This is a genomic window from Corynebacterium sp. CNCTC7651, from assembly GCF_021496665.1.
GTDB lineage: Bacteria > Actinomycetota > Actinomycetes > Mycobacteriales > Mycobacteriaceae > Corynebacterium.
In genome coordinates, this window is sequence record NZ_CP071246.1 from 938,627 (window position 1) to 957,311 (window position 18,685).

Annotated in this window: 15 protein-coding genes; 13 read left to right on the forward strand and 2 right to left on the reverse strand. The window is 64.9% G+C overall.

Translation table 11 applies throughout. From position 1 onward, the window contains the following. Positions 1-22: 22 nt before the first annotated feature. The 3 genes from JZY91_RS04560 to ilvC all read left to right on the forward strand — a co-directional run bounded on the left by JZY91_RS04560 (position 23) and on the right by ilvC (position 3,548). On the forward strand, positions 23-1,927 hold the full coding sequence (locus JZY91_RS04560; protein ID WP_234948764.1) for an acetolactate synthase large subunit: 1,905 nt from the start codon (positions 23-25) through the stop codon (positions 1,925-1,927). A gap of 2 nt (positions 1,928-1,929) precedes the next feature. Continuing rightward, entirely contained in the window at positions 1,930-2,457 is a 528-nt protein-coding gene (gene ilvN / locus JZY91_RS04565; RefSeq protein ID WP_234948765.1) for an acetolactate synthase small subunit, read from the forward strand. A 77-nt stretch (positions 2,458-2,534) separates the two neighbouring features. Further along, complete coding sequence (gene ilvC / locus JZY91_RS04570) at positions 2,535-3,548, forward strand: ketol-acid reductoisomerase (protein WP_234948767.1); 1,014 nt, start codon at positions 2,535-2,537, stop codon at positions 3,546-3,548. A gap of 230 nt (positions 3,549-3,778) precedes the next feature. Here the strand turns inward: ilvC and JZY91_RS04575 are convergent, their stop codons facing one another. After that, the gene (locus tag JZY91_RS04575; protein ID WP_234948768.1) at positions 3,779-4,228 is read right to left on the reverse strand and encodes a hypothetical protein; all 450 of its coding nucleotides are present in this window, start codon (positions 4,226-4,228) and stop codon (positions 3,779-3,781) included. A gap of 203 nt (positions 4,229-4,431) precedes the next feature. Here JZY91_RS04575 and JZY91_RS04580 point away from each other — a divergent pair, with 203 nt between their 5' ends. From JZY91_RS04580 to JZY91_RS04625, 10 genes are all read left to right on the forward strand, one after another. Further along, positions 4,432-5,391: a cation diffusion facilitator family transporter gene (locus tag JZY91_RS04580; protein ID WP_234948769.1), complete on the forward strand. Its 960-nt coding sequence runs from the start codon at positions 4,432-4,434 to the stop codon at positions 5,389-5,391. Positions 5,392-5,406: 15 nt separating this feature from the next. Continuing rightward, positions 5,407-7,233 (forward strand): DUF262 domain-containing protein, encoded by a 1,827-nt coding sequence (locus JZY91_RS04585; RefSeq protein WP_234948770.1) that lies wholly within the window; start codon positions 5,407-5,409, stop codon positions 7,231-7,233. Between the two features lie 118 nt (positions 7,234-7,351). Next, positions 7,352-8,116: a hypothetical protein gene (locus JZY91_RS04590; RefSeq protein WP_234948772.1), complete on the forward strand. Its 765-nt coding sequence runs from the start codon at positions 7,352-7,354 to the stop codon at positions 8,114-8,116. 48 nt (positions 8,117-8,164) lie between these two features. Next, positions 8,165-9,748 carry a phosphoglycerate dehydrogenase gene (serA, locus tag JZY91_RS04595; RefSeq protein WP_234948773.1) on the forward strand — a complete coding sequence of 528 codons (1,584 nt, stop codon included), beginning with the start codon at positions 8,165-8,167 and terminating at the stop codon, positions 9,746-9,748. 158 nt (positions 9,749-9,906) lie between these two features. After that, complete coding sequence (locus JZY91_RS04600) at positions 9,907-10,893, forward strand: NAD(P)-dependent oxidoreductase (RefSeq protein ID WP_234948774.1); 987 nt, start codon at positions 9,907-9,909, stop codon at positions 10,891-10,893. Between the two features lie 21 nt (positions 10,894-10,914). Then, positions 10,915-11,931 carry a 3-isopropylmalate dehydrogenase gene (locus tag JZY91_RS04605; protein WP_234948775.1) on the forward strand — a complete coding sequence of 339 codons (1,017 nt, stop codon included), beginning with the start codon at positions 10,915-10,917 and terminating at the stop codon, positions 11,929-11,931. A 10-nt stretch (positions 11,932-11,941) separates the two neighbouring features. After that, positions 11,942-13,468 carry a cell wall-binding repeat-containing protein gene (locus JZY91_RS04610; protein ID WP_234948776.1) on the forward strand — a complete coding sequence of 509 codons (1,527 nt, stop codon included), beginning with the start codon at positions 11,942-11,944 and terminating at the stop codon, positions 13,466-13,468. Between the two features lie 41 nt (positions 13,469-13,509). Then, positions 13,510-15,372 carry a DUF294 nucleotidyltransferase-like domain-containing protein gene (locus JZY91_RS04615; protein WP_234948777.1) on the forward strand — a complete coding sequence of 621 codons (1,863 nt, stop codon included), beginning with the start codon at positions 13,510-13,512 and terminating at the stop codon, positions 15,370-15,372. A gap of 1 nt (position 15,373) precedes the next feature. After that, positions 15,374-15,964, forward strand: a complete 591-nt coding sequence (locus tag JZY91_RS04620) for an exonuclease domain-containing protein (RefSeq protein WP_234948778.1) — start codon at positions 15,374-15,376, stop codon at positions 15,962-15,964. Between the two features lie 89 nt (positions 15,965-16,053). Further along, positions 16,054-16,845: a fumarylacetoacetate hydrolase family protein gene (locus JZY91_RS04625; protein WP_234948779.1), complete on the forward strand. Its 792-nt coding sequence runs from the start codon at positions 16,054-16,056 to the stop codon at positions 16,843-16,845. A 15-nt stretch (positions 16,846-16,860) separates the two neighbouring features. Here JZY91_RS04625 and JZY91_RS04630 read toward each other — a convergent pair whose 3' ends face one another. Further along, the gene (locus tag JZY91_RS04630; RefSeq protein WP_370639265.1) at positions 16,861-18,120 is read right to left on the reverse strand and encodes an isochorismate synthase MenF; all 1,260 of its coding nucleotides are present in this window, start codon (positions 18,118-18,120) and stop codon (positions 16,861-16,863) included. Positions 18,121-18,685: the final 565 nt, after the last annotated feature.

An 18,685-nucleotide genomic window follows, 5' to 3' on the forward strand; every position in this document is an offset into this window, starting at 1 on the left:
TCAACGCAAGGAGATTTGTAACGTGGCAACTACAGCCAAGCCCCAGGCGGCCGCCGCACCCGGCGCGCCTTCGGGCGCAGATGCCAATCAGCCCGACATCATCACCGGAGCCGCTGCGACGGTGCGCAGCCTTGAAGAGCTCGGCGTAGACACGGTATTCGGCTTGCCGGGCGGCGCGGTGCTCCCGCTGTATGACGCGTTGGCGCACGCGACAAAGCTGCGCCACGTGCTGGTTCGCCACGAGCAGGGCGCTGGCCACGCCGCCGAAGGTTACGCGCTGGCCTCCGGCAGGGTGGGCGTGTGCATCGCCACCTCCGGCCCGGGCGCGACCAACCTGGTCACCGCACTCGCGGATGCGTATCTGGACTCGGTGCCCATCGTGGCAATCACCGGTCAGGTCGGCTCTCCGCTGATCGGTACGGACGCTTTCCAGGAGGCGGACATCCGCGGCATCACCATGCCTATTACCAAGCACAACATCATGGTGACGCGCACGGAGGACATTCCGAAGGCGCTTGCCGCCGCGTTCCACATCGCTTCCACGGGCCGCCCGGGTCCGGTGCTGGTGGATATTCCGAAGGACGTCCAGGCTAATGAGGCAGCCTTTGTCTGGCCGCCGGAGGTGGACCTGCCGGGCTACAAGCCGAACACGAAGCCGCATAACCGTCAGATCTCCCAGGCAGCGAAGATGATCTCCCAGGCGGAGCGCCCCGTCCTTTACATCGGCGGCGGCGTGGTGAAGGCGAATGCGCACCTTGAACTCCTGGAGTTTGCGGAGCTCACCGGCATCCCGGTGGTGACCACGCTGATGGCGCTGGGTGCGTTCCCGCAGCACCACCCGCTGTACATGGGCATGCCGGGCATGCACGGCTCCGTCCCCGCCGTCGGCGCCCTGCAGGAGGCGGACCTGCTCATCGCCATTGGCACGCGTTTCGACGATCGCGTGACCGGCGACACCGCTTCCTTCGCACCGCTGGCGAAGACGATTCACGCGGATATCGACCCTGCTGAGGTGGGCAAGATCCGCACTGTTGATGTGCCGATCGTGGGCGACGCAAAGCGCGTGCTTGCACAGTTGACGGACGCGTTCCGGGATGCCAAGCGAAACGCCGCGCCGCAGATCGATGCGTGGATTGCACGCCTGGGGGACCTCAAGGAGCGCTTCCCCCGCGGGTACGACGAGCAGTCGGACGGCTCCCTCTCCCCGCAGTTCGTCATTGAGACGCTGTCCCGCGTGGTGGGCCCGGAGGCGATCTACGTTGCGGGCGTTGGCCAGCACCAGATGTGGTCCGCGCAGTTCATCGACTTCGACCGCCCGCGCCACTGGCTCAACTCCGGCGGCCTGGGCACGATGGGCTACGCCATCCCGGCAGCCCTCGGTGCGAAGGCCGGTTGCCCAGACAAGGAAGTCTGGGCGGTGGATGGCGACGGTTGCTTCCAGATGACTAACCAGGAAATCACCACCGCCGCCTTGGAGGGTTTCCCGTTCAAAGTCGCGCTGATTAACAACGGAAACTTGGGCATGGTGCGCCAGTGGCAGACCCTGTTCTACGAGGGCACCTACTCCCACACCAAGCTCGGCGGCGAATCCGCCTACGTACCGGACTTTGTCAAGCTCAGCGAGGCACTCGGCGCGGAGGCGATTCGCGTCACCACGGCCGAAGAGGTCGTGCCCGCGATCGAGCGCGCTCGCGAGATCAACGACCGCCCTGTGGTCGTGGAATTCATCGTGGGCGAGGATGCCCAGGTGTGGCCGATGATTGCTGCCGGCACCTCGAACTCGGACATGCAGTACGCACTGGGCATGCGCCCTTTCTTTGACATGGATGAGTCAGCGGGCGAGTCCCCGGATGCCATCGATGCAACTGTTGAGGCGATCCAGGAAGCGCAGAACCACCACCAGCACCAGACCGAAGAGGAGAAGTAGCCATGGCGCACGAAGACGAACACACCCGCAATATCCTCTCCGTCCTGGTGCAGGACGTAGACGGCATTATCACCCGCGTTACCGCGCTGTTCACCCGCCGCGGGTACAACCTGGTTTCGCTGGTGTCCGCGAAGACGGAGACCGAGGGCATTAACCGCCTCACCATCGTGGTCGATGCTTCGGAGTACGCCATCGAGCAGATCACCAAACAGCTGAACAAGCTCATCCAGGTGATCAAGGTGCTTCGGCTGGAGGACGATACGACGATCGCCCGCTCCCTCATGCTGGTGAAGGTCAACGCTTCCAACCAGACCCGCGCCCAGGTGGTGGAGACTGCCAACATCTTCCGCGCCCGCGTGGTGGACGTCTCCCCGGACTCTGTGGTGATTGAGGCAACCGGCACGCCGGCAAAGCTGCGCGCGTTCCTGGATGTCATTGAGACGTTCGGCGTCCGGGAGCTGATCCAGTCCGGTCAGGTGGCCCTGACCCGCGGATCTAAGACGATGGCACCGTCGAAGAAGAACAACTAGTTACAAATCGGCGCACCCAGGTGTGCCATAATATGAAACAACCGTCCCAACCTATAGGAAAGGTGAGTGTTCCACTCATGGCTATTGAAGTGCTGTACGACCGTGACGCAGACCTGTCGATCATCCAGGGCAAGAAGGTGGCCATCATCGGCTACGGCTCCCAGGGCCACGCACACGCGCAGAACCTGCGCGAGTCCGGCGTCGAGGTTGTTATCGGCCTGCGCGACGGTTCCAAGTCCGCGGAGAAGGCCAAGGAGGCCGGCTTCGAGGTCAAGTCCAACGCTGAGGCTGCAGCATGGGCTGACGTGATCATGCTGCTGGCTCCGGACACCTCCCAGGCAGAGATCTTCAAGAACGACATTGAGCCGAACCTCAACGAGGGCGACGCACTTTTCTTCGGCCACGGCCTGAACATTCACTTCAAGCTGATCGAGCCGGCTGAGAACATCACCGTTGCCATGGTCGCCCCGAAGGGTCCGGGCCACCTGGTCCGCCGCACCTTCGCGGACGGCAAGGGCGTGCCGGCGCTGATCGCTGTGGAACAGGACCCGAACGGCAACGGCCGCGAGCTGGCGCTGTCCTACGCTGCCGCCATCGGTGGCGCACGCGCGGGTGTCATCCCGACCACCTTCGAGGCGGAGACCGTGACCGACCTGTTCGGTGAGCAGGCAGTACTCTGCGGCGGCCTGGAGGACCTGATCATGACCGGCTTCGAGGTGCTGACCGAGGCTGGCTACGAGCCGGAGATGGCGTACTTCGAGTGCCTGCACGAGATGAAGCTGATTGTGGACCTGATCTACGAAGGCGGCATCGCCAACATGAACTACTCCGTGTCTGACACCGCAGAGTTCGGCGGCTACCTGTCCGGCCCGCGCGTGATCGACGAGGGTGCGAAGGACCGCATGCGCGACATCCTGAAGGACATCCAGGACGGCACCTTCACCAACCGCCTCGTGGCCAACGTCGAGGGCGGCAACAAGGAGCTCGAGGGCCTGCGCGCCAAGATCGCCGAGCACCCGATTGAGAAGACCGGTGCACAGCTGCGCGACATGATGAGCTGGGTCAAGAACCCGTTGGACGAGACCGCGTAAGCGATCTGCCAGCGTTACCTGCGATAAGCGCCCGCTACCCGTACTGGGGTGGCGGGCGTTTCGTTGTTCAGGCCCGTGCAGATCCCGCAGAAATCCCGCACGCGACACGCAGAAATCCCGCACGCGATACGCGGGCACGCAAAAACCCTCGCCCCTTTCAAATCGAAGGGGGAGGGCTGAGGTCGGCGCTTAAAATCAGCGCCAGCGAATCCGCGCTGCGGTGCTAGCGACTAGCTGGTAGCCGGCGCTGCGGACTCGGAGACAACCGCGGTCTCGGAAACGGTTGCGTCAGCAGCCGGGGACTCGGTCACGGTGCCGCTCTCAACGGTGGTGGTCTCGGAGACAACCTCGGTTGCAGCGGTGGTGGTGGAGGTCGCCGGGGTAGCAGCGTCATCGTTGTTGTTGAACAGGGAGAACAGCAGCCAAACCAGCAGCAGGGCGGCGAACAGACCCAACAGCCACTTCCACCAGCCGCCGCCGTTCTTCTCCTCGGTCACAGCGGTGGAGCCGGAGGTAGCGCGAGCCGGCTGAGTAGTGGTGGTGCGCTCGGTGGTCACGTGCTCGGTGGTCGGGGTGGTCTCCACGCGACGGGAAGTGGTCTCGTGGGTTGCGTCCAGCTTCGGATCCAGGTTCTTCGGATCGATGTTGCGGTTCGGATCGTTCGGGTTAGGGGTAGTCACGGGAAAGGTCCTTTCGTTCTAAATTTCTGGCCAGTTGGCCAACGACAATCGACCGTACCAAATCTTGGAGCAAAAACTTCAAGTCAATATTGAGAGTTTCGTGGAAAAATCCTCGTTTCCGCACGTCACGCACGTTGAACCTTAGTTGGATTTTATTTTCAATAAATTGTCAATAAGGGGTCAGTCTCTTTAAGCTCGGTCGCATGCACGTCGCGCACTCTCATAATCACGGCGCCAACCATCACGGCGCCAACCATCATGACCATGACCACAGCCACAGCCACAGCCATGGCGCAGGCTCCGCACCGCTGCGCGCTCTCGTTACCGCGCTCAGCATCACCTCCGTGGTGTTCTTCGCGGAGCTTGTTGGCGGGTGGATTTCTGGCTCGATGGCTCTGGTGGCGGACGCGATGCACATGCTCTCGGACGCGACCGGTCTGATCATTGCTGTCTTTGCGGTGCTCGCTGGCCGTCGTAAAGCATCAGGCACCGCAACGTTCGGCTACCGCAGGGTGGAGGTGCTCGCGGCGCTGGTGAACGCCGCGACAGTGATCGGTATTGCGGTGCTAATTGTGGTGGAGGCTGTGCGCAGGCTCCGGTCGCCGGCTGAGGTGGAAACGCAAACGATGATGATCGTTGCGGTGATCGGCCTGGTGGCAAACGTGGTTTCCGCGTGGGTGCTGTCGCGCCACCGCGAGAGTTCGATCAACGTGGAGGGCGCGTTCCTGCACGTGGTGGTGGACATGCTGGGCTCGCTCGCTGTCATCATCGCCGGTGTGGTCATCGCGCTCACCGGCTTTACCGCAGCGGATGTGGTGGCCTCGTTGCTTATCGCCGCCATGGTCCTGCCGCGCGCGTGGCAGCTGCTGCGGGACTCCACGCGCGTGCTGCTGGAACAGGTGCCGTCTGGCTTCGACGCGGACAAGGTTGCGCCCGCGCTCCTGGGGCTTGACGGGGTCGCAGATATCCATGACCTGCATTTATGGTCGCTCGACGGTGTCTCGGTGCTGGCCACCGTGCACATCGTTGTCGCTGAGGGGACCGACGAAGGTGCGCTGCTGGACACCGCCCAAGCCCAGCTCAAGGCGCTCGGCATCGACCATTCCACGATCCAGTTCGAGCGCCCTGAGCACGTTCATCACGAGAGCATTTGCCAGAACTGATCTACAGTTTGTGGCATGGGGTTTACCACGCCGAGTTATTCACTGATCGATCTTTTCGCCAGGGCAGAGCGCGGCGAGCTGCAGCTGCCCGATTTCCAGCGAGAATATATCTGGGATGTTGACCGCATTCGCACACTCATTACCTCCGTGCTGCGCGGCTACCCCGTGGGCTCCTTCTTGGCGCTGGACACCCGCAACTCCCCGGTGCGCTTCCGGCCGCGCCCGCTGGCTGGGCTGGACATCGGTGGGGCAGAGCCGGGGCTTTTGCTTCTCGACGGGCAGCAGAGGTTGACCTCCCTGTATCACGCGTTCAAAGGCAAGGGCTTGATCCCGACGGTGGACTATCTCGGCGAGCCGATCAACCGCCGCTTCTTCGTCGATGTGCGCGCGGCAGTCGCGTCCGACCCGATGCCCGTGGAATCCGTCTTCGCTGTGGATGAGGAAGGACGGGTGCGCTCGCACTTTGGCCCAGGCATTGACGGCGGCATTTCCAACCGCGAGGACATGCTGCGCTACGGCGTGGTTCCGGTTTCTGCACTGCTGTGGCAGGAGGGCAATGATCTCCTGGTGGATATGGCTGCGAGCGCAGAGGACCCCGCGATGCGGGAGGCAGTGAAGGAATTCCACCACAAGGTGCTGCGGTGGCTGCCGGCGTACGACGTTCCCGTTATCCGCGTGGACAGGGATACGACGCGGATCGGCGTGGGGCAGATCTTCGCGCACGCGAACTCCGCGGGCGTGCAGATGGACGTCTTCGAGCTCCTCACCGCAATGTTCGCCTCCCAGGACCCGGATTTTGTGCTTGCGGATCACTGGGCGGACGTCGAGAAGCAGTTGCGCGCGTACCCCGCACTCGACCGCATCGGGCGCATCGAGTACCTGCGCGCACTGGCGCTCCTGATCACCAGCCGTCGCGGCCGCGCAACCGGCCACCGCGGTGACATCCTCACCATTTCTCTGGATGAATACCGTGCGCACGCGGACGAGGTGACCGGCGCGTTTGTGCAGGTGGCCGAGTTTTTGCAGGAGCGTTGCATTTTCTCGCTGGATCAGGTGCCGTACACGTCCCAGCTTGTGCCTCTTGCGACTATCCTGGCGCGACTCGCGGAACACCCGGGCGCGTTGGAGCAGGAGCGCTCCCGCGACCGTTTGAACTGCTGGTTCTGGTCCGGTGTCTTCAGCGAGCTCTACGGCGCGCATGCCCCGACCATCCGCGCTGGGCTGGATGTCACCGAAGTCACGCCGTGGGTGCTGGGGGAGACAGACACTGTTCCCAGCACGGTAGAGGATGCCAAGTTCGCGGCATCCCGCCTGCTCAGCGCAACGAGCGAGAGTGGTGTGTACCGCGGCATGTACGCATTGCTCATGGCCCGCGGGGCGCGAGATTGGCGTACCGGCAAGCCCTTCGACCGCGAAACGTACGCAGAGCTGCAGCCGTCCTTTAACACTGTTTTCCCGCCGGCGTTTTGCGCCTCCATCGGGGCAGATCCGCTGCTGGCGGATTCTGTGCTCAATCGCACGCCAATGGGCCGCCGCACCGAAGTGGTGATGGAGAACAACCCGCCGAAGCGCTACTTGCCGCGCCTGCAGTCGAAGTCCCTCCTGGACGACGCCGAGTTTGACGCCATCATTGCGGGCCACGAGATGGAGCCGAGCTACCTGCTGAGCTCCGATTGGGAAGCGTTCTTGGAGGACCGCCTTGAGCGCTTCCTCGGCGTGGTTGAATACGCAGTGGGCAAGCCGGTGATCCGGGATCTGCCGGGGCACCTGGGTCAGACCCATCGTGATGAGCGCGAAGTGGGCGCGACCACTATGGCAGACCAGGTTGATGCGGAGAGCTAACCGCCGTGCTGCAATGCTTCTGCTAAGCGCGGGTATAGGTGTTGCAGCCGCCGGGTGTGCGCCCGAACAGCAACCTGGCCCGCTCGGGCAGGCGATAGCCATCAACGAGTCTCGCCACGTGGATACCCGTTTTGAGGAGCACCCGCTGGTGATTGAGGACTCTCAAGGCATCCTCAGCCTGCGCCACTTCTTCCCCAACTCGGAGACGCTGGTGGTCTCGGACGATACGATTGCGGCGCAACTGCGGGCAGCGTCTATCGCTGTGGCGGCGCATGCACCGATGATTGTGTACGACCCGGCGCGCCACCAGGAGATTTCTCACGAGATCGAGCGATTGAAGGCCTACACCGTCTTAACCGTTGGCAACGTCAATGTCGCGCAGACCTCCGGGCGTGTGCGCGTGTACCGCGACCCCGGCGGTTTTGAGGCGCTGGGCGACATGATGGCGGTGCGGTTCGACGTGGCTGAGGTTCCTTCGCCGTCTGATGCGGCCGAGGCGGTCGCGGGACTGGATCCGCGGGAGCCGACATGGGCGCGCGCTGCCTGGGCAGATCCGGCCGTGATGCCGGGTGCGCAAGCCAAGCCGTTCCCAATCATGTCCCGCCGCGATGGGCATATGGCGCCGGTGGTGGTGGCTACACGGGAGAGCTCAATCCCTTCGATTGCAAACGCTCGCAGTTTCGGCGCGGACGTGACCATTGTGGATCATGCGGACCCGCGCGAATCAGAGCAAGCTCTGTTCGCCATGGCTGGACTTGCGGATGAGCCGCTGATCGCGCTGGGCTCGCAGTTCGGGTCGGACGAGGAGCTTGCTTCGAGGATTATGCAAGCGGAAGAAAATTATTGGGCCAGTAGTAGCGAAACTCGCAGGGGTGCGCAGTAGAGTAACCGAGGAAACCTTTCGCCCCTTTATGCAGGAGATGTTTGTCCCGTGGCTAAACCGGTTGTCCTCATCGCAGACAAGCTTGCCCAGTCCACCGTCGAAGCGCTCGGAGATTCCGTGGAGGTGCGCTGGGTAGACGGGCCGAACCGCGAGGAACTCCTCGCCGCCGTCCCCGAGGCGGATGCCCTGCTGGTGCGTTCCGCAACCACCGTGGACCGCGAAGTCATCGAGGCTGCTCCCAACCTCAAGATCATCGGCCGCGCCGGCGTCGGTCTGGACAACGTCGACATCGCTGCGGCGACCGAGCGCGGCGTGATGGTGGCCAACGCGCCGACCTCCAACATCCACTCCGCGTGCGAGCACGCCATCGCGCTGCTGCTCTCCACCGCCCGCCAGATCCCGGCTGCTGAGAAGACCCTGCGCAACGGCGAATGGAAGCGCTCCGCGTTTAAGGGCGTGGAGATCTTCGGCAAGACCGTCGGCATCGTCGGCTTCGGCCACATCGGTCAGCTCTTCGCCCAGCGTCTGAGCGCGTTCGAAACCACCATCATCGCGTATGACCCGTACGCCAACCCGGCTCGCGCTGCGCAGCTGGGTGTGGAGCTGGTGGAGCTTGAAGAGCTCATGGCCCGCGCGGACTTTGTCACCATTCACCTGCCGAAGACGAAGGAGACCGCGGGCATGTTCAACCGCGAGCTCCTGGCCAAGGCCAAGCCGGGCCAGATCATCATCAACGCCGCCCGCGGCGGGCTGGTAGATGAGCAGGCACTTGCAGACGCTATCAAGGAAGGACGCATCCGCGGTGCCGGCTTCGACGTGTTTGCAACCGAGCCGTGCACGGACTCTCCGCTGTTTGCCCTCGAGGAAGTTGTGATGACGCCGCACCTCGGCGCATCCACCGTGGAAGCGCAGGACCGCGCGGGTACTGATGTTGCTGACTCCGTCCTCAAGGCCCTGGCCGGCGAGTTTGTGGCGGATGCCGTGAACGTCACCGGCGGCAAGGTCGGGGAGGAGGTTGCTCGCTGGCTGGACCTCGCCCGCAAGCTCGGCCTTCTGGCTGGCCGCCTGTTGGACGACGCCCCGGTGTCCCTCAAGGTGACCGCACGTGGCGAGCTGTCCAGCGAGAACGTTGAGTCCCTGGGGCTTTCCGCCGTGCGCGGCCTGTTCTCCGGCATTGTGGATGAGCAGGTCACGTTCGTGAACGCGCCGCAGATCGCGGAATCCCGCGGTCTGGACTACTCCGTGGCTACCGAGACCGAGGCACGTGCCCACCGCAGTGCACTCGAGGTCCAAGTTGTCGGCGCAAACGGCGATGTTGCCACCGTTGCCGGCGCGCTGACCGGCCTCGAAGGTGTGGAGAAGATCGTGCGCATCAACGGCCGCGGCGTGGACATGCGCGCAGAGGGCCGCAACCTGTTCCTGCGCTACACCGATGCCCCGGGTGCGCTGGGCAAGGTCGGTGGCAAGCTGGGCGACGCCGGTATCAACATCGAGGCGGCGGCCCTGACCCAGGCAGCCAAGGGCGACGGCGCCGTCCTGATTCTCCGCGTTGAGTCCGAGGTATCGGAAGAGCTCGAGGCTGAAATCGCCGAGTCCATCGGTGCGCAGTCCATCCAAATCGATCTGGACTAATCAGTACCCTTCCACAGGGCCCGGTTGAGTCGTTTCAGACCAGCCGGGCCTTTTCGCATACCCCCGCTATACCGTGGCTTGGCCGCGCTGACAACCGTCATTGAGTTTCCCACAATGGATGTGGAACCCATGTTTTCAATCCATGTAAGGAGACCACCATGGCTACAAAGAAGGCTGTTGTCCTCGGCGGAACCGGCCTGCTCGGCTTCGCTACCGTGCAGGAGCTCGCGCAGCGCGGTTACGATGTCTACTCCGTCGCGTTGGATATGCCGTCGGATGACTTGTTTGCCGGGTTGGAGGACAGCGTGCACTCCGTCATCGCAGACGTGAACGAGATGACGGATGAGGAGATCCGCGAGAAGCTCGAGGGCGTGTACGCGCTGTTCTACGCCATCGGCGCGGATGAGCGCGTGCTGCCGGATGCTCCGGCAACCCGCTTCTTCTACGAGGCGAACGTGCTGCCCACTCAACGTCTCGCGCGCCTTGCCCGCGAAGCCGGCGTTGAGAAGTTCGTGGTCTACGGCTCCTACTTCGCAGAGTTCGCTGAGCGCCTGCACGAGACCGACCTCATCCACGAGGGCTACCCGCTCACCCGTCTCATGCAGGAGCAGGTGGCTTTCGCAGAGGGTGACGGCGCAATGGACGTAACCTCGCTGCGCCTGCCGTACATCTTCGGCCACATGCCGGGCCGCATGCCGCTGTGGAAGATGTTCTCCGACCAGATGAAGCAGACTGAGGTCTTCCCGGTCCACCCGGGCGGCAAGACCGCAGCGGTCACCGTCAAGCAGGTTGCGCAGGCAGCCGTGGGCGCAGCGGAGCGGGGCAAGCACCGCGGCACCTATGCCATCAGCGAGTACAACCTGCCGTTCACGGAGTTCTACCAGATGTTCATCGACAAGATGGGCCTGGACACCAAGCTCATGGAGATGCCGTACGACGCAGTTCGCGAGCAGATGGCGCAGCTTGACCAGCACGCGGAGTCTGAGGGCAAGGAACACGGCATCAAGATGGAGCTCGCCGGCGAGCTGCGCGCAATGGATCTCTCCATCGATCCGGCCGAGACCAAGGAAGCGCTCGGCTACGAGGACGACGATGTCATCGCGGCGATCGAGGAAACCATCGATTACATCATCGAGCACGAGTAAGCGCTGCTAGGCTTCTACGCCATGAAGATTGCAGTGATCGCCGGCGACGGCATTGGCACCGAAGTTATGGCGGAGGGCCTGAAGGTTCTCCACACCGTCCGCGACGATGTGGAAACCACCGAGTATGACCTGGGTGCCCGCCGCTACCTGCGCAACGGCGAGCTGCTCACGGACGCGGATCTGGACAGCCTGAAGGAGCACGACGCGATTCTGCTCGGTGCTGTGGGCGATCCGGAGCGCGTGCCGGCCGGCGTGCTGGAGCGCGGCCTCCTGCTGCCGCTGCGCTTCAAGCTGGACCACTACGTCAACCTGCGCCCATCGCGCTTGTACCCGACGTCGATAAGCCCGCTAGCAAACCCCGGCGACATCGACTTTGTCGTGGTGCGCGAGGGCACGGAGGGCCTGTACGCCGGCAACGGCGGCACCCTCCGCCAGGGCACCGTGCACGAGGTTGCGTCCGAGGTGAGCCAGAATACGTACTTCGGCGCGGAGCGCGTGGTGCGCTACGCCTTCGAGTTGGCGATGACGCGCCGCAAGAAGGTCACCCTGGTGCACAAGACCAACGTGCTGGTCAACGCGGGCGGCCTGTGGCAGCGCGTGGTGGATGAGGTTGCGGCGGAGTTCCCCGAGGTTGAGGTGGACTACAACCACATCGATGCCGCGACCATCTACATGGTCCAGGACCCGCAGCGCTACGACGTGATTGTCACGGACAACCTCTTCGGCGACATCCTCACGGACCTTGCGGGTGCCGTGGCCGGCGGCGTGGGCCAGGCGTGCTCCGGCAACATCAACGCCTCTCGCGAGATGCCGTCCATGTTCGAGCCGGTCCACGGTTCCGCGCCGGACATCGCCGGCCAGGGTATTGCGGACCCGACTGCGATGATCCTGTCCGTGGCCATGATGCTGCGCTTCCTTGGCGATGAGGATAACGCCGCCCGCATCGAGGAGGCTGTCGAGGCAGATGTCGCCTCCCGCGGGAACACTGCAGTACGCACCGTCGATGTCGGTGACCGCATCGCGGCCGCCTTGCGCTAGTCTGCCCTGCATGGTTTACCGCCCCTCATCTTCCCGTCCAGTCCGCCAGCGCACCCGCACCGCCGCACTCATTGCGGTGGCGGGGCTCACGCTCGCTTCCTGCGGGGATGGGGGGCTTTCGCTTGGCGACGGTACAAAGTCCAGCGCCCCCGCCGCCCCCAAAACGCTCTCGATGGAGGGCCCGGAGGTCATCCAGGATCCGGACGGCACCGGCATTGAGGTGTCGAAGCGTTTGTTCGAGTCCTCGGACGTTGTGGTGATCGCTGACGCGGATCGTGAGTCGCAGCTCCAGGCCGCTGCGGTGGCGGTGAAGCTCGGCGCGCCGATGCTGGTGCGCCACGCCGGCAGCGAAGAGACAGTAGAGGAAGAGATTTCCCGCCTCGGGGCGAAGCGCGTCATCGAGGTGCCGGGTGACGCAGACGAAGAAGACGTGAACGAAATCGCGTCGACCGAACCCGTCGCCGCGGAGGCCGGAGCCGATGTCGCAGCAATCGCGGCGCTCGAGGCGCTGCAGCCGATCGACCTGGTGCTCCCGCCCGTGATGGCCACCGAGGAAACGTCGCGCGCCGGTGCGGCAACTGCCCGCGCTGCCGGAGCTGAGGTGCAGGTGCTGGGCATTGCGGATCCACGGGAGACGTCGGCAAGCATGCGTGCCGTCACCGAGCAGGACACCCTCGCCCTCGGCCGGCAGTTCGGGAGCAACGAGGAATACAGCGCGCGCGTGCAGCTGGCCGGGAACGGCGAGCTGCCCGGCGGCGGCGGGCTGGTGTTCCCGGGACGGCGCATGATTGCGCTCTACGGCCACCCCTACGGCCCGGAGCTGGGCATGATGGGGGAGCAGGGTCCGGCTGAAGCGGCGGCGCTGGCTGCAGAGTACGCCTCCTGGTACCAGCCGCTGGAACAGCAGCCCGTGATTCCGGCGTTTGAGGTGATCGCCTCCGTCGCTTCCGAGTTCCCAGGCGAGGACGGCAACTACTCCAACGAGACCCCGGCGGAAGACCTGGTGCCGTACATCGACGCGATTATTGATGCCGGCGGCTACGCCGTCATCGACCTCCAGCCGGGTCAGGGCAACTTCCTGGAGCAAGCGAGGATCTACGAAGAGCTGTTGAAGCGGCCGAACGTCGGCCTGGCCCTGGATGCGGAGTGGAAGTTGAACCCGGGGGAGCAGCCGCTGTCCCGCATCGGCAGCGCAAGCGCGGCAGAGATCAATGAGGTGGCGGATTGGCTGGCCCAGCTGGTGCGCGACAACAACCTGCCGCAGAAGATGCTGATCCTGCACCAGTTCCAGCTCGCCATGTACCCGGACCGGGAGAACATTGCCACCGGCCAGCCGGAGCTGGCGTGGGTGCTGCACGCGGACGGCCACGGCGTGCCGGGCCAGAAGTTTGAGACGTGGGATGCGCTGCGCCAGGGCCTGGACCCGAACTTCTTCATGGCGTGGAAGAACTTCATCGATGAGGACACGCCGACGTTCACGCCGGAGGGTACCTACGCCACGGTTGACCCGAAGCCCTGGTTTGTGAGCTACCAGTAAAAACGCCCCGGCAGTGGCATTGCTCACGATAAGGTGAGTGCATGTCAGTCGAACTGGACGAGGTTTACACCTTCATCGCCCGGCACGAGCCGTTCAGCCACCTGCCCGCGGAAACGCTGCAGACCCTGCCCGCCAAAATGGGTATCACCTACGTGCGCCGCGGCGAGACGATCTTCTCGCCCGGTGAGGTGAATGACACCTTGTACATCATCCGCTCCGGCGCGGTCGACGTGGTGGGCGAGGACAACATGCTGCTGGACCGCCGTGATGCCGGGCTGAACTTCGGCTACTCCACCCTGGTCGGGGAACCGGAGTCCCGCTACCTCATGCAGGCGGTGGAGGACAGCGTCCTGCTCATGCTCCCGCGCGACGCGTTTGCGGAGCTCCTTGCGGAACACCCGGACCTGGAGCGCTTTTTCCAGACGGCCTCGCGGCGTGTCAGCGCCGCCGCGGCGGAGGTGCGCGACACCGGCTCCGCGGACATGCTGCGCACCCCGCTGAGCGAGCTGATTGCCGGCCGGGATTTGATTACGCGGGCGGGCACTGTCACCATCGCGGACGCGGCGGCGGCAATGGATGAACACAAAGTGACCTGCCTGGTCATCCACGGCGGCGAGCACCCCGGCATCCTCACCGACAGGGACCTGCGCTCCCGCGTGGTGGCCCGCCGCGTTGATCCGGACCGCCCTGTATCCGAGGTGATGACGTCTCCGGTGCGCACCATCCCCGCCGACGCGCTGGTCTTCGAGGCGATGCTGGTGATGAGTGAGCTTGGCATCCACCACCTGCCGGTGGAGGGGCCGGACGGCATCGCGGGTGTGGTCACCTCCTCCGACATTATGCGGCTGATGCACACGGACCCGATCTACCTTGCGGCGGATGTAGATACCAGCACGCTCGAGGAGCTGGAGGGCGCATACGGTCGTGCGGCGGAAGTGGCGGTGCGCTTCTTCGAGCGCGGCGCCTCTGCTGCGGAGACACAGCGCCTGCTCACCTCCATCGCGGATTCGGTGGCGAGGAGGTTGTACCAACTTGCCGTCGACAAGCTTGGGCCCCCGCCCGTGCCCTTCGCTTTTGTGGCCGTGGGTTCCCAGGCCCGCGGCGAAATGGGACCAGCCTCCGACCAGGACAACGCGCTGGTGCTGTCCAACGAGTACGACGAGGCGGCGCACGGCGCGTACTTCGCCGAGCTGGCGGAATTCATCTGCCAGGGCCTCGCGCGCGCGGGGCAGGCGTTGTGTCCGGGCGACATGATGGCGTCCAACCCGGACTGGCGGATGACGGAGGCGCAGTGGGACCAGACCTTCCACGGCTGGGTGACTAACCCGGAGCCCAACGCGCTGCTGCACGCGCAGGTGTTCTTCGACTTTCGCGCCATCTTCGGCGCTGGCGACGGGTGGCGCGACATGGTGGATCGTGTGCACAACGCGGCGCTGGTGTCCGCGCAGGGCTCGCGCCGGCTGCACACGCATCTTGCCGCGCTGGCGACGTTCCGCGAGCCGCCGATCGGCTTCTTCCGCGGCCTGGTGGTGGAGCGTTCCGGGGAGTACGCATCCACCTTGGACATCAAGAAGGGCGGCACAGCTGCGGTGGTGCAGATGGCCCGCCTCTACGCCATCACGGCGGGCAGCGGCGAGGTGGATACCATCGCGCGGCTACGTGCCTCGGCGGGGAGCACCGTGTCCGAGAAGGGTGCGCACGACCTGCTGGACGCGTACGAGTACCTGGCCAACCTCACCATGCGGCACCAAGTGGCGCAGGTCCGCGCGGGCGAGCGCCCCAACTACCACATCGACCCGAAGCAGCTCCCGGAACGCGACCGTGCGGCGCTGCGCGACGCGTTCGGCGTGATCAAGTCCCTCCAGAACGCGCTGGCAAACAAGTACCCCACTCGGGCGGTGTGACGTGCTCGGCGGGCTTTTCAGGCGCACGCAGGGGCGCACGCTTATCGACGACTCCTTTCTCGCCGTCGATGTCGAAACAACAGGCCTCAAACCGGAGCGGGACCAGCTGGTTTCCATCGGGTGGGTCCCGGTCAACGGGCGGGTCATCGACCTTTCCGGCGCGGAATATTACGTCTTCGCCGGTGCGAGTGTGGGCGACTCCGCCACCATCCACGGCGTGACGGACGATGACGTTGCTCGCCTCGGCCAAGACCCCGCGCTGGTGCTGGATGCGTTCGAGCGCGCCTTTGAGGGCCGCGCCCTGTTGGCGCACTTCGCGCAGATGGAGACCGGCTTCCTGGCCAAGTTGTACCGGGACGTGCGCGGAGAGAAGTGGAAGCTGCCGGAGCGCGAGGTTGTGGACACCTTCGCGCTGGAGCGCCGCCACATGGAGCGGATGGGTACGTACCCGCGCGGCGAGGACCTGCGGCTGGCGCGTGTGCGGGAGCGCTACAACCTGCCACGCTATGAAAACCACAATGCGCTGACGGACGCCATTGCCTGCGCAGAGCTGTATTTGGCGTTGGAGGCGCAGAAGGGGGAGCGTCGATAAGCAAAAGGCCCCGGTGCGCCCAACGTTCCGTGTGCGGAATGTGCCCAAGTGTGCGGAATGCGCCCGTTGGCGCATGTATGCTCGTGCACATGCGTTTTGCACGAATTGCGACACCGGAGGGCATGACCTTCGCCGTTATCAACGAGGAGGGGACTACCGCGAAAGCTATCGCGGGCACCCCGTTTACGGAGCCGGAATACACCGGCAAGGAATGGGCGCTGGAGGATGTGCGTCTCCTCGCCCCGACGCTGCCGACCAAGATTGTTGCCGTGGGCCGCAACTACGCGGACCACGTTGCCGAAGTGTTCAAGCAGTCCGCGGAGCACCTGCCGCCGACGATCTTTATCAAGCCGTCCACCGCGGTGATCGGCCCGGGCGCGCCGATCAAGATTCCGGAGTTTGCCACCGGCGTGGAGTTCGAGGGCGAGCTGGCCGTCGTGTTTGGTGTGCCGTGCAAGAACGTCAAGGCTGAGGACTGGAAGTCCGTGGTCCGCGGCGTGACCATTATCAACGACGTGTCCTCCCGCGACCTGCAGTTCGCCGACGGCCAGTGGGCGCGCGCGAAGGGCATCGATTCTTTCGGCCCGCTCGGCCCGTGGATTGAGACGGACCTGGACAAGTTCGACTTCACTAACTTGCCCATCAAGGCGCACCTGACGCACGACGGCAAGACCGAGACGAAGCAGGACTCCAACTCCAACCAGATGATCCTGAACATCGGCGAGATGGTGGAGTGGGTTACCCAGTCCTTCACCATGCTGCCGGGCGACGTTATGGCCACCGGCTCCCCGGCGGGTACCGCTGAGATGGTGCCGGGCGACTTCATCGAGGTGGAGATCCCGGGCATCGGCCGCCTGGGCAACCCGGTCGAGCGCGCGTAGCGTCCCGGCCCAGCGTTACAGGCCCAGCGCGCCGAGGATGGTGCGCAGCTTCGCCGTCGTCTCGTCGAGCTCAGCCTGGGGGTCCGAGTCCGCGGTGAGGCCGCCGCCTGCCCATGCGCGGGCCGCGGTCCCGTCGCCATTCACCTCGGCGCACCGGATGGCCACCATGTACTCGCCGTCGCCCGCCGCGTCGCAGTAGCCGACGGCGCCGGCGTAGAAGCCGCGGTCGGTCTCGGTAGCGTCGATAAGCGAAAATGCCTTGCCCGGCGGGGTGCCGCACACCGCGGGGGTGGGGTACAGCAGGCACGCGAGTTCCAGTGCGCTGGGGGCGGGCTCCCGCAGCGTGCCGACGATCGGTGTTGCCAAATGCCACATCTCATTCGTGCGCTCCAGGATCGGGCGATCCGGGATGTCCAGGTGGGTGCACAGGGGGGCAAGGAGCTCGCGGATGTGGTCGACGACAAAGCGGTGCTCGTCCAAATCTTTTGCGGACGCTGCGAGCTTCTGGCCGGCAGCTTTGTCCGCGGCGGGGTCGTTGTGAATGCGCGCCGCAGAACCGGCCAGCGGGTAGGACGTGACCGTGGTGCCCAGGCGTTTGACCAGCACCTCCGGAGAGCTGCCGACCAGGAAGTGGCCGCGGTAGTTCGGGCCGGCGGGGGAGAGATCTGCAATGAAGCCGTCGCGGGAGGCAGAAAGCTCAATCAGCCTGGCGGCGACGAGGCGCGGGTCCACGGGAGGGTCGAACGCGATGTCCACCGCGCGGGCGAGGACGACCTTGCCTAAAGGGGTGGTGGCGGGTGCGGGGGTTTGGGTCGCTTCCGCATGGGTCGCTTCCGCATGGGTTGCTTTCAGATGGGCTGCTTCGGTATGGGCCTCGCTGATGGCCCGGACTGCCTCAGCGACGCGGCGCAGATGCTCCTCCGGCTGCGGGTCAACGCCTGTCAGAGTGGCGCTGAGTTCGGCACCCGGACCCTCGCGGTAATAGGGGTGGGGGTGCAGCGTCCCCGGTTCGCGGATGATGCTGGCCGGGGCGGTAAGCGCGGCAGGCTTGGTGGCGTCGAATGGCAGCGCACCGACAATCAGTTCCGCATTCCCCCTGTTCAATGCCTCTTGCGCGGCGCGCGCGTCCGTGAACGTGGCTGTCGATCCCTGCGTGCGCACCGACCCCGCGGCGCGGGAGAGCAGAAAGTCTGGCGCGCTTGCAGGGCGCTGCGGGTACGCGGTTTGTGCGTGCGCCGTCTGATCGTTCGCATTGCTCGGGGGAGTGGGTGACACGGTGGAACAGTGTATCCGCGGGGTGAGGGGCGGCAGGTGTTGTGGGTTGTGGGTATGGGGCTTGGGTTGTGGGGATGGGGAGCGGCCGAGGACGCTCAGGGTGACGGGGCTCCTCGGCTGTGGTGTGGGGCAGGGACCTGGTGACCTGGGCGTCCGCGGCGGCATGCCGGTGAGACCAACTGGGTGAAACCCACATGGTGAGACCTGACAGGTGAGATCGGCCCTTTTGAGGACTACTTCACCCAGTGGGTCTCACCATCTGGAAAAGCCCGGGTCCGGGGCTGGGCTTAGGCACAGGGGTGCCAAGGTTCCGGGGCTGGGCTTAGGCACAGAGGGCCTAGGTGCCGGCGGCGGTTCAAGCGCGGGGACAATGTCCCAGGGCCCGGTTCAAGCGTAGAGCGCGAACCCCAGCAACCCCGGCGCCAAAAGCCAGGGGCCCACAACCCCAGCAACCCCGGCGCCGAAAGCCAGGGGCCCACAACCCCAGCAACCCCGGCGCCGGAAGCCAGGGGCCCACAACCCCAGCAACCCTCCCGCTAGAGGAGGTAAGCGAACGTCGAAAAGC

Bases quoted from the DNA above. Each gene is read 5' to 3' on its own strand.
- ilvN (WP_234948765.1), top strand. From the start codon at position 1,930: ATGGCGCACGAAGACGAACACACCCGCAATATCCTCTCCGTCCTGGTG.
- ilvC (WP_234948767.1), top strand. From the start codon at position 2,535: ATGGCTATTGAAGTGCTGTACGACCGTGACGCAGACCTGTCGATCATC.
- JZY91_RS04580 (WP_234948769.1), top strand. From the start codon at position 4,432: ATGCACGTCGCGCACTCTCATAATCACGGCGCCAACCATCACGGCGCC.
- JZY91_RS04585 (WP_234948770.1), top strand. From the start codon at position 5,407: ATGGGGTTTACCACGCCGAGTTATTCACTGATCGATCTTTTCGCCAGG.
- JZY91_RS04600 (WP_234948774.1), top strand. From the start codon at position 9,907: ATGGCTACAAAGAAGGCTGTTGTCCTCGGCGGAACCGGCCTGCTCGGC.
- JZY91_RS04605 (WP_234948775.1), top strand. From the start codon at position 10,915: ATGAAGATTGCAGTGATCGCCGGCGACGGCATTGGCACCGAAGTTATG.
- JZY91_RS04610 (WP_234948776.1), top strand. From the start codon at position 11,942: ATGGTTTACCGCCCCTCATCTTCCCGTCCAGTCCGCCAGCGCACCCGC.
- JZY91_RS04615 (WP_234948777.1), top strand. From the start codon at position 13,510: ATGTCAGTCGAACTGGACGAGGTTTACACCTTCATCGCCCGGCACGAG.
- JZY91_RS04625 (WP_234948779.1), top strand. From the start codon at position 16,054: ATGCGTTTTGCACGAATTGCGACACCGGAGGGCATGACCTTCGCCGTT.